13 protein-coding genes are annotated in these 14,648 nt (G+C 73.5%); 7 read left to right on the top strand and 6 right to left on the bottom strand.

All coding sequences use genetic code 11. From position 1 onward, the window contains the following. Positions 1 to 23: 23 nt before the first annotated feature. Genes B0I33_RS23960 through B0I33_RS23940 form a run of 5 tightly spaced genes read left to right on the top strand, consistent with a single transcriptional unit; the run spans position 24 to position 5,635 of the window. The gene (locus tag B0I33_RS23960; RefSeq protein WP_106181174.1) at positions 24 to 1,292 is read left to right on the top strand and encodes an ABC transporter substrate-binding protein; all 1,269 of its coding nucleotides are present in this window, start codon (positions 24 to 26) and stop codon (positions 1,290 to 1,292) included. A 36-nt stretch (positions 1,293 to 1,328) separates the two neighbouring features. Beyond that, a complete protein-coding gene (locus B0I33_RS23955) occupies positions 1,329 to 2,303 on the top strand; it encodes a carbohydrate ABC transporter permease (protein WP_106181173.1) in 975 nt (324 codons plus the stop codon). Beyond that, positions 2,300 to 3,169 (top strand): carbohydrate ABC transporter permease, encoded by an 870-nt coding sequence (locus tag B0I33_RS23950; RefSeq protein ID WP_106181107.1) that lies wholly within the window; start codon positions 2,300 to 2,302, stop codon positions 3,167 to 3,169. The genes B0I33_RS23955 and B0I33_RS23950 overlap by 4 nt, the downstream gene beginning before the upstream one ends. Positions 3,170 to 3,173: 4 nt before the next feature. Continuing rightward, complete coding sequence (locus tag B0I33_RS23945; RefSeq protein ID WP_245900978.1) at positions 3,174 to 4,598, top strand: GH1 family beta-glucosidase; 1,425 nt, start codon at positions 3,174 to 3,176, stop codon at positions 4,596 to 4,598. After that, positions 4,595 to 5,635, top strand: a complete 1,041-nt coding sequence (locus B0I33_RS23940) for a LacI family DNA-binding transcriptional regulator (protein ID WP_106181105.1) — start codon at positions 4,595 to 4,597, stop codon at positions 5,633 to 5,635. Before B0I33_RS23945 ends, B0I33_RS23940 begins: the two co-directional genes overlap by 4 nt. Positions 5,636 to 5,648: 13 nt before the next feature. Here B0I33_RS23940 and B0I33_RS23935 read toward each other — a convergent pair whose 3' ends face one another. From B0I33_RS23935 to B0I33_RS23920, 4 genes are read right to left on the bottom strand one after another with little or no spacing between them, the layout of a single operon-like run. Further along, entirely contained in the window at positions 5,649 to 6,497 is an 849-nt protein-coding gene (locus tag B0I33_RS23935) for an ABC transporter permease (protein ID WP_106181104.1), read from the bottom strand. Next, positions 6,494 to 7,465 (bottom strand): ABC transporter ATP-binding protein, encoded by a 972-nt coding sequence (locus B0I33_RS23930; protein ID WP_106181103.1) that lies wholly within the window; start codon positions 7,463 to 7,465, stop codon positions 6,494 to 6,496. Before B0I33_RS23930 ends, B0I33_RS23935 begins: the two co-directional genes overlap by 4 nt. Further along, on the bottom strand, positions 7,462 to 8,556 hold the full coding sequence (locus B0I33_RS23925) for a hypothetical protein (protein ID WP_106181102.1): 1,095 nt from the start codon (positions 8,554 to 8,556) through the stop codon (positions 7,462 to 7,464). Before B0I33_RS23925 ends, B0I33_RS23930 begins: the two co-directional genes overlap by 4 nt. After that, positions 8,540 to 9,178, bottom strand: coding sequence for a sigma-70 family RNA polymerase sigma factor (locus B0I33_RS23920; protein WP_219927248.1), 639 nt, complete (start codon positions 9,176 to 9,178; stop codon positions 8,540 to 8,542). Before B0I33_RS23920 ends, B0I33_RS23925 begins: the two co-directional genes overlap by 17 nt. Positions 9,179 to 9,255: 77 nt before the next feature. Between B0I33_RS23920 and B0I33_RS23915 the strand changes: the two genes are divergently transcribed. Beyond that, entirely contained in the window at positions 9,256 to 11,265 is a 2,010-nt protein-coding gene (locus B0I33_RS23915; protein ID WP_106181101.1) for a S9 family peptidase, read from the top strand. On the opposite strand, the gene B0I33_RS23910 is transcribed toward B0I33_RS23915, so the two are convergent. After that, complete coding sequence (locus B0I33_RS23910; protein WP_106181100.1) at positions 11,258 to 12,448, bottom strand: ROK family transcriptional regulator; 1,191 nt, start codon at positions 12,446 to 12,448, stop codon at positions 11,258 to 11,260. The genes B0I33_RS23915 and B0I33_RS23910 overlap by 8 nt on opposite strands. Before the next feature lie 102 nt (positions 12,449 to 12,550). Here B0I33_RS23910 and xylA point away from each other — a divergent pair, with 102 nt between their 5' ends. Then, positions 12,551 to 13,726, top strand: coding sequence for a xylose isomerase (xylA, locus tag B0I33_RS23905; protein ID WP_106181171.1), 1,176 nt, complete (start codon positions 12,551 to 12,553; stop codon positions 13,724 to 13,726). A gap of 134 nt (positions 13,727 to 13,860) precedes the next feature. On the opposite strand, the gene B0I33_RS23900 is transcribed toward xylA, so the two are convergent. Further along, positions 13,861 to 14,619: an IclR family transcriptional regulator gene (locus B0I33_RS23900; protein ID WP_106181099.1), complete on the bottom strand. Its 759-nt coding sequence runs from the start codon at positions 14,617 to 14,619 to the stop codon at positions 13,861 to 13,863. Between the last annotated feature and the right edge of the window lie 29 nt (positions 14,620 to 14,648).

The raw sequence follows: 14,648 nt of genomic DNA, 5'->3' as shown, positions 1-14,648 counted from the left end.
ACCAGCGGAGACACGTATTCGGCATCACCTCGGTCGTCGCCTCGGCGGCACTGCTGCTCGCCGCCTGCGGCGGCGACGGCGGCTCCGGCGGGGCGGGCGCCGACGGCAAGATCGAACTGACGATCGGCACCTTCGGCGAGTTCGGGTACGACGAACTCTACGCCGAGTACGAGCGCCTGAATCCGGACATCAAGATCGTCCCGCACACCACCGGCCAGGGCGGGCCCTACCACCAGGCGCTGTTCACCAAACTCGGCGCGGGTTCCGGTCTCGACGACGTGATGGCCGTCGAGGAAGGACACATGTCCGACGTCCTCGCCAAGTCCAGCCGCTTCAACGACCTGTCCGAGATCGGTCCCGCGGACGTGTCGGGCGACCGGTGGCTGGACTGGAAGTTCGAGGGCGGCAAGGACAAGGAGGGCAAGCTCATCGGCTACGGCACCGACATCGGGCCGCTCGCCATGTGCTACCGCAAGGACCTGTTCGAGGCGGCCGGCCTGCCGTCCGACCCGGAGCAGGTCAAGCCACTGTTCGAGACGTGGGACGCCTACTTCGAGGCGGGCGACCGGTTCGTGCGCAACTCCGACGGCGCCGCGTGGTTCGACTCGGCCTCGCAGATCTTCAACGCGATGCAGAACCAGCTCGAGGTCGGCTACTTCGACCGGGACGACACCCTCGTCGTGGAGAGCAACCCCGAGATCAAGCAGAACTGGGACCAGGTCACCGCGGCGGTGAAGCGGGGCCAGTCCGCCGGGCTCGTGGCGTTCAGCAACGAGTGGAACAGCGGCTTCAAGAATTCCGCGTTCGCCACCAAGACCTGCCCCGGCTGGATGCTCGGCGTCATCGAGGAGCAGGCCGGGCCGGAGCACGCGGGCAAGTGGGCGGTGACCGACGCGTTCCCCGGTGGCGGCGGCAACTGGGGCGGCTCCTACCTCACCGTGCCCACGCAGAGCGACCACCCGGAGGAGGCCGCGGCGCTCGCGGCGTGGCTGACCGCGCCGGAGCAGCAGATCAAGGCGTTCAAGGCCAAGGGCGTGTTCCCGAGCACGGTCGAGGCGCTCGACTCACCGGAGCTGCTCGCCGCGACCAGCGACTATTTCGGCGGTGCCAAGACCGGCGAGCTGTTCGCCGCGCAGGCCCGCAAGGTCGAGCACGCCCAGTACAAGGGCCCGGGCGACGGCAAGATCCAGGAGAACGCGTCGAGCCCGGCGCTGCAGGCGGTCGAGCAGGGCAAGACCCCGGAGGCCGGCTGGCAGCAGTTCGTCGACGCGGCCAAGCAGATCGCCCGGTAAGTACTCGTGAGTACCGATCTCGGCACCGGACGCGACCTGCGGACGGATGACGAGCCGGAGGCTCCCACCGGCAAGGCCGTGGCGCGCATCCCGTGGCGCCACCGGCTGAGCCGGTGGGACGTCCGGCTGTCCCCGTACCTCTACGTCTCCCCGTTCTTCGTCATCTTCGGCATCGTCGGGCTGTTCCCGCTGCTCTACACGTTCTACGTGTCGTTCTTCGACTGGGAGCTGATCGACGACAACCCGACCTTCATCGGCCTGGAGAACTACGCGATCCTGCTGGCCGACGCGCAGTTCTGGAAGACGCTGGTGAACACCGTCAGCATCTTCGTGCTCTCCAGCGGCCCGCAGATCATGATGGCGGTGCTGCTGGCCGCACTGCTGAACACGCGGCTGCGCGGGCCGACCGGCTGGCGGGTCGGCGTGCTGATGCCGTACGTGGCGAGCCTCGTGGCGATCGGCATCATCTTCGCCAACCTGTTCGGGCCGAACTACGGCCTGGTGAACGGGATCCTGGAGACGATCGGTCTCGACCGGATCGACTGGCAGGCCGACCGGTTCTCCAGCCACGTCGCGATCGCCATCATGGTGAACTGGCGGTGGACGGGTTACAACGCGCTGATCGTGCTGGCCGCGATGCAGGCGATCCCCCGGGAGATCCTCGAGGCGGCGGTGGTGGACGGCGCGGGCGCGGTGCGCCGGTTCTTCAGCGTCACCCTGCCGCTGCTGCGGCCGACCCTGATCTTCGTGGTGGTGACCTCGACGATCGGCGGCCTGCAGATCTTCACCGAGCCGAAGCTGTTCGACGCCATGCCCGGCTCCAACAACGGCGGATCGACCAACCAGTTCCAGACGATCACGCTCTACATGTACCAAACGGCGTTCGAACGCGAGGACCTCGGCTACGCCTCCGCCGTCGCGTGGGTCCTCTTCGTGATCATCATTCTCGTCGCGCTGGTGAACTTCCTGCTGACGAGGCGGATCGCCACGACGGGGGAGGGCAAACGATGACCACGTTCCCGCTGCCGTTCCGGCGGGCCACCCGCGAGCAGGGTGGCACGCTCGGGCGCGCGAACCTCTGGGTGTACGGCCTGCTGACGGCGTGGGTGCTGGGGTCGATCTTCCCGTTCTACTGGTCGTTCCTGGTGGCCAGCCGGGACAGCTCGATGCTCACCGAGAACATCCCGCCGCTGGTCCCCGGGGGCAATTTCTTCGCCAACGCCCAGCGCGTGTTCGACACGGTGCCGTTCTGGAAGGCGCTCGGCAACAGCGTCATCGTGGCCGGCTCCGTGACGATCTCGACGGTGTTCTTCTCCACCCTCGCCGGGTTCGCCTTCGCGAAGCTGCGTTTCCGCGGGCGCAACGTGCTGTTCGTGCTCGTCGTCGCGACGCTCGCGGTCCCGACGCAGCTCGGCATCATCCCGCTGTACATGGCGATGGCGGAGTTCGGCTGGGCCAACGAGCTGCAGGCCGTCATCGTGCCCAACCTGGTGACCGCCATCGGGGTGTTCTGGATGCGGCAGTACACGGTGGAGGCCGTGCCGTACGAGCTGATCGAGGCGGCCAGGGCGGACGGCTGCAGCATGATCCGCGTGTTCTGGCACGTGTGCCTGCCCGCGGTGCGGCCCGCGGCGGCGTTCCTCGGCATGTTCACGTTCATGACGTCGTGGAACGACTTCCTGTGGCCGCTGGTGGCGCTCAACGCCGACAACCCCACCGTCCAGGTGGCACTGGAGAAACTGCAGAGCGGCTACTACGTCGACTACTCGCTCGTCCTGGCCGGCACCACGCTGGCCACCATTCCGGTTCTCGTCGTGTTCGTCCTGCTCGGCCGTCAGATCGTGGCCGGCATCATGCAAGGCGCTGTGAAGGGGTAGATTCGTGTCGATTGTCCGTACCGAGGCCGACCCGGCCGTAGCCGATGTGACGTTCCCGCAGGACTTCCTGTGGGGTGTCTCCACCGCGGCCTTTCAGATCGAGGGATCGACCACAGTGGATGGTCGAGGTCCCTCCATCTGGGACGCTTTCTGCGCACGGCCGGGGAAGGTGGCCAACGGCGACACGGGGGACCCCGCCGCCGACCACTACCGCAGGATGGCCGACGACGTGCGGCTGATGTCCGAGCTGGGCGTCCGGGCCTACCGGTTCTCGATCGCGTGGCCGCGGATCCGCCCGGGCGGGGGTGCGGTGAACCCCGCCGGGCTGGACTTCTACGAGCGGCTCACCGACGAGCTGCTGGCCGCGGACATCGTGCCCTGGCCGACCCTCTACCACTGGGACCTGCCGCAGGAACTGGAGGAGCGCGGCGGCTGGGCGAACCGGGACACCGCACACCGTTTCGCCGACTACACCGAGGCGGTGCTCGGCCGCCTCGGTGACCGGGTCGGCTGGTGGACGACGTTCAACGAGCCGTGGTGCACGGCGTTCGCGGGCTACGCCTCCGGCAGGCACGCCCCGGGCCGCACCGAGCCGGAGGCGGCGGTGGCCGCCGTGCACCACCTGCTGCTCGCACACGGGCTGGGCACGCGGGTCGTCCGGGACCTCGCGCCCGGGGCCGGTGCGGGGATCACGCTCAACCTGTTCCCGGTCAACGTGGCCGACCCGGACGACCCCGCCGACGTGGAGATGGGCAGGCGGATCGACGGGCTGCAGAACCGGGTGTTCCTCGACCCGGTGCTGCGCGGGCACTACCCGGACGACGTGCTCGTCGACCTGGCGCCGTATGGCCTCGGGGAACTCGTCCAGCCGGGCGATCTGGACACGATCGGCGCGCGGCTGGACTTCCTCGGCATCAACTACTACCGCGATCACTACGTCTCCGCGAAGCCCGACGAGAAGTCCGGGCCACCGTCGGAGTGGGTGGGCGCGGAGAGCGCGAGCTTCCCGAAGCGCGGGCTCCCGCAGACGGACTCGGGGTGGGACATCAACCCGGGCGAGCTGACCACGCTGCTGCTGCGGCTGCACGAGGAGTACCCGAGGCTGCCGCTGTACATCACCGAGAACGGCGCGGCCTTCCCGGACCAGCTCACCGAGCGGGGCACCGTCGAGGACGGCGACCGGGTGGCGTTCATCGACGGCCACCTGCGCGCGGCGCACGAGGCCGTGCGGCAGGGCGTGGACCTGCGCGGTTACTTCCACTGGTCGTTGCTGGACAACTTCGAGTGGGCCGAGGGCTACGCCAAGCGGTTCGGCCTGGTGCACGTGGACTACCGCACCCAGCGCCGCACCCCGAAACTCAGTGCGTCATGGTATTCGCGGGTGATGGCGGACAACGGGCTGCGCGGGCCCGCGACAGGAGAGCGATGATCGATCCCGCCGAGGCGACGGTCGACGGGCGGCCGACGCCGACCCTGGAGGAGGTGGCGCGGGAGGCCGGCGTGTCCCGCTCCACCGTCTCCCGGGTGATCAACGACCTGCCGGGGGTGAGCGCGCGCGCCCGCGAGGCGGTGAACCGGGCGATCGAGCGGCTGCGGTACGTCCCGAACGAGGCCGCCCGCAGCCTCGTGACGCGGCGGACCAACTCGATCGCGCTCGTGGTCTCGGAACCCGGTGACCGGGTGTTCGGTGACCCGTTCTTCGCGGGCGTGCTGCGCGGCATCCACGCCGGGCTGGCCGGCAGCAAGCGCCAGCTGGTGCTGATGCTGGCCGGGGACGACGCCGGAGACGAGGGGGAGGCCCTGGAGAACTACCTGTGCAGCGGGCACGTCGATGGTGCGCTGGTGGTGAGCATGCACGGCAGCGACCCGCTGCCCGGGCGGCTGGCGACGGCCGGGGTGCCGGTCGTCGCCGGCGGCCGCCCGCTCGGCGGCGCCGGGGTGCCCTACGTGGACGCGGACAACTTCACCGGTGGCCTGCTCGCCGCCCGGCACCTGGTGTCGGGCGGGCGGCGCCGGATCGCGACGATCGCCGGGCCCGAGGACATGGCGGTCGGCATCGACCGGCTCGTCGGGTGGCGCCGGGGGCTGTCCGAGGCGGACCTGCCCACCGACGCGGTGGTGCACAGCGACTTCTCCGTGGACGGCGGCGCGGCCGCCATGGCGGAGCTGCTGCGGCGCCACCCCGGCATCGACGGGGTGTTCGCGGCGGCGGACATCATCGCGGTCGGCGCGCTGCGGGAGCTGACGCGGCAGGGCAGGCGGGTGCCGGAGGACGTGGCCGTGGTCGGCTTCGACGACTCCGTCTTCGCGACCTCGGTGACGCCCGCGCTGACCACGGTGCGGCAGCCGGTCGAGGAGTTCGGCCGCACGCTCACCTGGCGGCTGCTCGCGCAGCTGGCGGGGGAGCGGCACCTCCCACCCTCGATCCTGCTGCCCACCGAACTGGTGGTCCGCGGGTCCGCGTAGCCCTGGCGCGGGCTCACAGGTCGCGGCGGGTGAACGCGATGACCGCGAGCCCGAGAACGAGGGCGACCCAGACTCCCGCCCACCCGAGGTAGGCCGGGGTCGGGGTCACCTCGCTCAGGAACGGATGGCCCCGGAACGCGTCGCTGAACCGCGTCAGCAAGGCCGGGTCCTGGAACGCGTTCATGGCCCCGCGCCACAGGCCGTCGGTCGGCAGCAGCATCCGGGAGACGGTGCCGACCCGCGCCACGCTCTCGTTGCCGAAGGCTGCGCCGATCTCGCCGACCACGCCCGCGATCCACGTGGCGCCGAACAGGCCGACGGCCACGATCCCCGACGCCATCGGGGAGATGACGGTGGACAGCAGCAGGCCCAGGGTGAGCAGCACGACGGCCTGCGCGGCGAGCAGCGCCAGCCCGGTCAGCGGATCCGGCGGCCAGTAGCCCGTGGTGGCCAGGACGATGAGGAGCTGGGTGAGCCCGGCCACGGCAACGAAGCCGCAGCCGAAGACGACGAGACCCAGCCACTTGCCCAGCAGTACCGCCCCGCGGCGCACCGGGCGCGCCAGGACCGCCAGCGCGACCCCCGACTCGACGTCGCCGGCCACGGTGGGCCCGGCCAGGAACGCCGTGCCGAGGGCGGCGATCAGGCTCAGGCCGAACATCACCAGGTTGAGCACCGTGGCGGCGGCCAGCCGGGCCTCCCCGCTGGTCAGCCCGCCGAACTCGGCGTCGATCCGGGAGAACCCCCAGGCGCTGAGGGCGAGGAGCACGACCGTCAGCACGGCGAGCGCGCGCAGCACCCGGCGGCGGGCGGCCTCCTGGACGGTCAGCGCGGCCACGGTCGGCACGGTGCGCGCGGTCACGGCCGCTCACCCCCGGAGCCGGTGCGCAGGATCCCCAGCAGCCGCTCCTCGAGGGTGATCCGCGCGGGTTCGACGGCGTGCACGCGCACGCCGAGCGCGACGAGATCCGCCACGAGGTCCGGGACGGTGGCGGTGTCCTCGTCGGCGAGCGCGATGGTGAACGAGTTCCCTTCCCGGGTCAGCCCGCCCGCGGCGGCGAGCCGGGCCTCGGCCCGCGCGGTCACCCCGTCGAGCCGCAGCCGGACCTCCTGCTGGCCGAGCAGCTCCTGGAGGGTGCCGGACGCGGCGAGGCGGCCCTTGTCGAGGATGACGACCCGGTCGCAGACCCGCTCGACCTCGCTGATGAGGTGCGAGTTGACCAGCACGGCGACCTCGCGCGCCTTGAGCGAGAGCAGCAGGTCCCGCACATCGGCCCGGCCGAGTGGATCGAGGGCGCTCGTCGGCTCGTCGAGGACCACGAGCTCAGGACGGGCCACCAGGGCGACGGCGAGGCCGAGGCGCTGCTGCATGCCCTTGGAGAAGCCGCCCACCCGGTCACCCGCCCGGTCGGCGAGGCCGACGAGGGCCAGGCACTCCCGGCGTTCCCCCTCGGGTACCGCCGCGCCCGTGAGCCGGACGTGCAGGCGCAGCACCTCGTCGGCGCTGAGCCACGGCTGGTACCGGAACAGCTCAGGCAGGTAGCCGACCCGGGCCCGGGCCCGTGGGTCCTGCGCGGGCCGCCCGAGCAGCAGCACCTCGCCCGCGTCGGGCCGGACCAGGCCGAGCAGGATCTTGACGACGCTCGTCTTCCCGGCCCCGTTGGGCCCGAGCAGGCCGACCACCTCGCCGCGGCCGACGGAGAAGGACACGTCCTCGACGGCGGTGCGCCGCCGGTACCGCTTGCGCAGGCCCGAGCACCACACCGCCGGCGACGGGGGCAGCTCGGCGAGCAACCGTGCCGCGGTCTCGCCGGACGGGCCCGCGGTCATCGCGACGCCACCTCGCGGGCCACCGACAGCACCTCGTCGTCGGTGAGCGGGCCGCCCACCGCGGTGACGATGCCGTCGTCCACCCACACCACGCCCGCGAGCAGGCCGTCCCGCGACGTGAGCACCGTGGCCGGTGCCCCGCCCACGTCCGCGGTGGAGGTCGTCACCAGCCCGTCCGGGACCGGCAGGGGCAGCGTCGTCCCGGCACCGGAGAACCCGCGCAGCCGCGACGCGACGTCCTGGGGGAGGCCGGGCAGGGACAGCAGGTAGTCGCGGGCCGTCTCGAACGGGATGCCCTCGGAGTACGCGGAGGGCGCGACCGCGCGGGCCACGATCATGGCGGGCACGCCGCGCGGCTCCGACCAGACCGCGGCGAAGCCGGGACCTCCGGTCAGCCGGAACCGGCTGCCGTCGAGGCCCGGCGGTGGCGCCGGCAGTGTCTCGCCCGCCGCCTCGGCGGCCCGTGCGGCCTTCTCCGCCGAGAAGGTGAACACCGCGCTCACCTGCCCGGCGACCTGGTATTCCGGTTCTCCCGTCACGCCGCGGGGCAATGCGGTCACGCGCGGCACCGGGATGCCGGTGGCCTCCGCCGCCTCGGCCCGGCCGGCCACCTGCCGCAGGTCGACGTCCCCGCTCGTCTCGACCTCCCCGTAGGCGGACAGGTCGGGCAGCGCGACCAGGTCGGCCTGGCTGATCGTGACCGGGGCGATCTGCTCGGTGCGGAAGATCTGCAGCCAGTTCGCGGCGGCGGCGGCACCGGCGCCGGTGAGCAGGGCGACGACGGCGACCACCGCGGTGACCGGGCTGCGCAGCGCCGCCCGCCACCGGCCGGTGCGGGCCGCCGCGGGGCGCGGCCGCGGACGGCCGGAGGCGACTTCCCGGGACAGGCGGTGCCACCCCGCGTCGGTGTCCGCGCCGTCCACGGTGAGGCCGGCGTGCAGCGCCGCGCCCGCCGCGGCCGCGTCCTCCTGGACGGCGGCCAGTGCGGAACGGCACACCGGGCAGCCCGCGACGTGCCGGCGATCGGCATCGGCGACACCGGCGGGCTCGTCCAGGAGCCGGCGCAGCGTGCCGTCAGTGGGATGACGCATGACGGTTCAACTCCTCACGCAGGGCGGATTCGGCGCGCCGCACGGTGGTGCCGACGCTGCCGGGGGACAGGCCGAGGGCGGCGGCGACCTCGGCGTAGCTGAGGCCGCTGTGCCGCAGGACCAGCGCCACGGCCTGCCTCCGGGGAAGCCGGGCCAGCGCGGCCCGCACGCGGCGGCGCTCGTCGAGGGTCACGACGGCATCGGCGACGTCGGGGGAGGCGGCGTCGACACCCCGGGCGGACTGCTCCCGGGAGGCCCGGCGGCGGCCGGACCGGAGGTGGTTCAGCGCGGTGTGCGCGGCGGCGACGGACAACCATCCCGCCGCCTCCCCGGCGGGCACGGACGAGCGCCCGAAGGCCAGGAACACCTCCTGTGCCACGTCCTCGGCACCGTCGCGGGAACCGAGCACCCGCGCGGCGACCGCGACCACCCGCGGATAGGACGCGCGGAAGACCTGTTCGAGGTCGGCCCGGACGGCCCGTCGTCGCTGCGGACCCGGCACGGCCACCTCGTCCTTCCGCTCGGTCCGCCCGGTCACGCCGCCGCTGCCCGGGGACGCGGTCGCGGACAGGGTGGCGGGCACGGTCCCCCGGCGCTCCGGGACCTCCACGTCGTTCCCCACATTGTCGGAGCACCGCCGAAGCCCGGCATGTGACACGGCCCTTGCCATGACCGCGACCGGGCGGCAGGATCGAACAGGTGTTCGAAGAATTCGGAGACCTGGACGCGTTCGTCGAACTGCCCCGGCCTGCCGGGCTGTGGCTGTCGCCGGACGGCGGGCGGCTCGTCACCGGCGTGGCGGTGCCCGATCACGACGCCCACCGGTTCCGGACCGGGCTCTGGGACGTCGATCCGCACGGTGCGCGGCCCGCGCGGCCCCTGGACCCCGGCGGGGTGGCGGGGGACATCGCGGGCACGGTGGCGTTCACCTCCCGGGGCGATCTGCTGTTCGTCTCCGACGCGCCGGAGCCGTCGCTGTGGCTCCGCCCGGCCGGGGGCGGTGCGCCCCGGGCCGTCGCGCGCCTGCCCGCCGGGGCGCGCGGGCTCGTCGCCGGCGGCGAGACGGCCGTGGTCGGCGCGGCGATGCTGCCGGGGTCCCGGGACGTACGCCAGGACGAGCAGGCGCGGGCGGCCCGGGAACGGGCGGGCGTCTCGGCACTGCTGCACGAGGAGTTCCCGGTCCGGCACTGGGACCACGACCTCGGCCCCGGCCGGACGCGCCTGCTCGCCGTCGACCTCGGCGCGGCCCGGGACGGGCCGGTGCCGCCCACCGACCTCACCGGGCACGTGGGGCGCGCGCTCGGCGACGAGTGCACGTGGGACATCACCCCGGACGGCCGCACCGTGGTCAGCCTGTGGGCGGTGGCCGAGCCGGGCGGCGCGCAGCGGCACACGCTCGTGGCCATCGACGCCGGGACGGGACGGCGCCGGACGCTGGCGGACGAGCCCGGCCACGAGTACGGCTCACCGCGGGTCTCCCCGGACGGTACGCACGTGGTGTTCCTCCGGCGGACCCGGTACACCCCGGCCGATCCCGGCGACGTGTGCCTCGGCGTCGCCCCGCTCACCGGCGGCGCGCCGCGCGCGGTGGCGGCGGGCGGGGACCGCTGGCCCCGGGAACCCCGGTGGAGCCCGGACGGCGGCGCGGTCGTCGTCGCCGCGGACGACCACGGCCGGGCACCGTTGTGGCGGGTGGACCTCGCCACGGGCGACGCCGCGCGGCTGACCGGTGACCACGGTGCCTACACCGACCCGTGCGTCTCGCCGGACGGGCGGTGGGTGTACGCGCTGCGGTCGGCGGTGGACGGCCCGCCCGCACCCGTCCGCGTCCCGCTGGGCGGTGCCCCGGTGGCCGAGCCGCTGCCCGGCCCGGCGGACGCCCTCGGCGTGCGGGTCCGGCTCCCCGGCTTCCTCGCGGAGGTCACCGCCGCCGGGGACGACGGGACCCCGCTGCGAGCCTGGCTCGCCGTCCCACACGGAGCGGGGGCGGGCTCGCCCGCGCCGCTGCTCGTGCAGGTCCACGGCGGACCGCTCGCCTCCGGCAACACCTGGAGCTGGCGGTGGAACCCGTGGGTCCCGGTCGCCCGGGGGTACGCCGTCCTGCTGCCGGACTACGCGCTGTCCACCGGGTACGGGCTGGATTTCGTCCGGCGCGGCTGGGCCGCCTTCGGCGACGCGCCGTACACGGACATCCTGGCGCTCACCGGCGCCGCCCAGGGCCGTCCGGACATCGACGCGGACCGGGCCGCGGTCGCGGGCGCGTCGTTCGGCGGCTACCTGGCCAACTGGATCGCCGGGCACACCGGACGGTTCGCCGCGATCGTCACGCACGCCTCGATCTGGGACCTGGACCGGTCGGCCGACACCGCCGACACGGCCCACCTGATGCGCAGGCAGCGGTCCCGGGACACCGCCCGGCGGTACTCGCCGCACCGGTTCGCCGACGCGGTCACCACGCCGATGCTCGTCGTGCACGGCGACCGGGACCACCGGGTCCCGGTCGGGGAGGCGCTGCACCTGTGGCGGGACCTGTCGTCCCGGTCGGCGGTCCCGGGCGGCCCGGCGCCGCACAAGTTCCTGCTCTTCCCCGGCGAGGGGCACTTCATCGGCAAGCCCGGCAACATCAAGGCCTGCTACGCCACCGTGCTCGCGTTCCTCGACCACCACGTGCGCGGTGCGCCGTGGCGGAGGCCCGCGGTGCTCAGCTGAGCGAGGCCATGAAGGCGTCCGGATCGGCGAGGATGGTGCGGACGGCGGAGGCGGCCGCGCCGCGGACCGCCGCCTCGGTGCCGAGGTCGGAGCGCAGCACCTCGACCGGAGACCAGGGTCCGCCGAGCACCCTGGCCCGCAGCTCGGCCCGCAGCGGGTCGGCCAGCCACGGGTGCAGGTGCGCGTAGGTGCCACCGAGCACGACGGCGGGCACGTCGAGCAGGTTGACCACGGCGGACAGCGCCGTGCCCAGCCAGCGTCCGGCCTCCCGTACCGCACCGGCCGCCCGGTCCTCGCCCGCGACGAGCCGGTCGAGCAGGTCGCCGAGGTCGGCGGCCCCGGCTCGCTCCAGGATCACGTCCTGCCCGGCGAGCCGTTCCAGGCAGCCGCGAGCGCCGCACGTGCAGCGTGGCCCGTCCGGGGTGACCGGGAAGTGCCCCAGCTCCCCGCCGAACCCGTGCACGCCGTCGAACAGTTCCCCGCCGATGACGATGCCCGCGCCGATGCCGATCTCCCCGGACACGTGGACGAAGTCGCGCGGCCCGGTGTGGCCGCCCGCCCACAGTTCGGCCAGCGCGGCGAAGTTCGCCTCGTTGCCCACGAGGATCTCCACGTCGGGCAGGGCGGCCCGGTCACGCAGCTCGGCGGGCACGTCGACGTCGTCCCAGTCCAGGTTGGGCGCGCGCCGCAGCAGCCCGGTGGACGCCTCGACCAGGCCGGGCACGGCGACCCCGATCCCGCCGACGGCGACGCCGAGCGCCCCGGCCTCGCCGAGCGCCGCGGTGAGCTCCGCGGCGACCTCGGCCAGCACCTCGGGCACCGGCCGGGACCGGTTCTCCGCGGGCCGCACCCGTTCGTGCCGGGTCCGGCCGGTGAGGTCGACCAGACAGGTCGCCACGTAGTCCACGCCGATCTCCACGCCGAGCCCGTGCGGTCCGGACGGGCACAGCGACAGGGAGGTGCCCCGCCTGCCCGGTCCTGGCCGCCGTTCCGGCCCGGCGTCGTGCACGAGGGACGCCCCGATCAGCCGGTCGACCAGGCTGGAGACGGTCGCCTTGGTCAGGCCGGTGCGTGCCGCCACACCCGCGCGGGAGATCCCGGGCGACTCCGCGACGGCGGCGAGCACGAGCGCGGAGTTGTGCCTGCGGACGGTGTGCTGGCCTGCGGGCCTGGGCTGGGTCACCGGACGATCTTAAAGGTTCAGCCGTTGAACGAAAGGTCTTGACCCGACCGCGTGGCGATGGATAAGTTCAGTGACCGAACTATTCCAGTGCTGGAGGACATCGTGGTCGTGCAACCCACTCGTGAGGACAAGTTCAGCTTCGGTCTCTGGACGGTCGGCTGGCGAGCCGTCGACCCGTTCGGCTCGGCCACCCGGGCTCCGCTCGACCCGGCCGAGGCGGTGCACAAGCTCGCCGGGCTCGGCGCGTGGGGCATCACCTTCCACGACGACGACCTGATCCCGTTCGGCAGCGACGACGCCAGCCGCGAGCAGCACATCAAGCGGTTCCGCACCGCGCTCGACGAGACCGGGCTGGTGGTGCCGATGGCGACCACCAACCTGTTCGGGCATCCGGTGTTCAAGGAGGGCGCGCTCACCAACAACGACCGCGACATCCGGCGGTACGCGCTGCGCAAGATCATGCGCAACGTGGACCTGGCGGCGGAGCTGGGCGCGTCCACCTACGTGCTGTGGGGCGGCCGGGAAGGCTCCGAGACCGACGCGGGCAAGGACGTGCGGGCCGCGCTCGACCGCTACCGGGAGGGCATCGACACGGTCGCCCAGTACGTGCTCGACCAGGGCTACGACCTGCGGCTGGCGCTCGAGCCGAAGCCCAACGAGCCGCGCGGCGACATCTTCCTGCCCACCGTCGGCCACGCGCTGGCGTTCATCGCGACGCTCGAGCACCACGAGATGGTGGGCCTCAACCCCGAGGTCGGCCACGAGCAGATGGCCGGGCTCAACGTCGTCCACGGCATCGGGCAGGCGCTGTGGCAGGGCAAGCTGTTCCACATCGACCTCAACGGCCAGCGCGGGCCCCGCTACGACCAGGACCTGATCTTCGGGCACGGCGACGTGCTGTCCTCGTTCTTCCTCGTGGACCTGCTGGAGAACGGCGGCTACGAGGGTCCGCGGCACTTCGACTACAAGCCGCTGCGCACCGAGGACTTCGACGGGGTCTGGGCCAGCGCGGCCGCGAACATGCGCAGCTACCTGCTGCTGCGGGAGCGGGCGCGGGCGTTCCGGGCCGACCCGCGGGTGCAGGAGGCGCTGGCCGCCGCGCGCGTGCCCGCACTGGCCGAGCCGACGCTGGCCGAGGGCGAGCGCCCGGCGGACCTCAAGGCCGACCGCTCCGCGTTCGAGGAGTTCGACCCCGACGCCGCCGCCGAGCGCGGCTACGGCCTGGCGCACCTGTCGCAGCTGGCGTTCGAGCACCTGCTCGGCCACCAGGAGAGCTGACCCCCGGCGTCGCGTCACTCTTCCGCCCCGAAGCTCCCCAATGCCACATCGGGTGCGTCACGCGCACCCGATGTGGCGTTCGGTGCGCTGGACGCCACCAATGCCACATTGGTGAGTTTGGGGCGCGCCGGGGGCTAGGGGAGGGTGCGGGACAGGGCGAGGGCGGCGGTGCGCACGGCGGGTGCCACCCGCTCGACGCGCATGCGGTTGGTCCAGCCGGACAGCGAGATCGCGGCGCGGGCGGTGCCGTCGCTGCCGCACAGCGGGCTGGCCGCGCACACCACCCCCGGCCCCGACTCCTCCCGCTCGTAGGCCAGCCCCTCCTCCCGCACCCGGCCGAGCTGCCGGCGCAGGAGCCCGGGTGCGGTGATCGTGCGCGCGCTGATCCTCGGCAGCCCCGCCGCCAGCACACCGTCCACAACGGACTTCGGTGAGAACGCGAGGATCGCCTTTCCCACGGCCGTGGCGTGCGCGGCGAAGCGGCCCCCGATCCGCGAGGGCAGCCGCGGCGCGTCCGGACCGCGGAGCACGTCGAGGTAGACCACCTCGGTGCCTTCCAGCACCGCGAGGTGCACGGTGTTGCGGGTCGCCTCGCGCAGGTCGGCCAGGTACGGGCGGGCGGCCTCGACGAGGCCGCGCTGCCGCGTCGCCAGCTGCCCGATCTCGAACAGCCGCAGCCCCAGCCGCACGCCGCTGCCGTCCCGCTCCAGCAGGCCGGTGCGCACCAGGTGCCCGGTCAGCCGGTGCACGCTCGACTTCGGCAGCCCGGTCCTGCGAGCCAGCTCCGACACGCCCAGCGCCTCGTCGCCGGGTGCGAACGCCGTGAGCAGGGCGGCCACCCGCACGGCCGCCGAGGCGGGGTCGCCGGGGTCGTTCCGCTCAGCGGGACACATGCGTTGATGATGCCGCATGCCGTGCCCGA

Source organism: Prauserella shujinwangii, from assembly GCF_003001955.1.
GTDB classification, from domain to species: domain Bacteria; phylum Actinomycetota; class Actinomycetes; order Mycobacteriales; family Pseudonocardiaceae; genus Qaidamihabitans; species Qaidamihabitans shujinwangii.
This window is presented reverse-complemented; position numbering and strand designations above follow the sequence as displayed.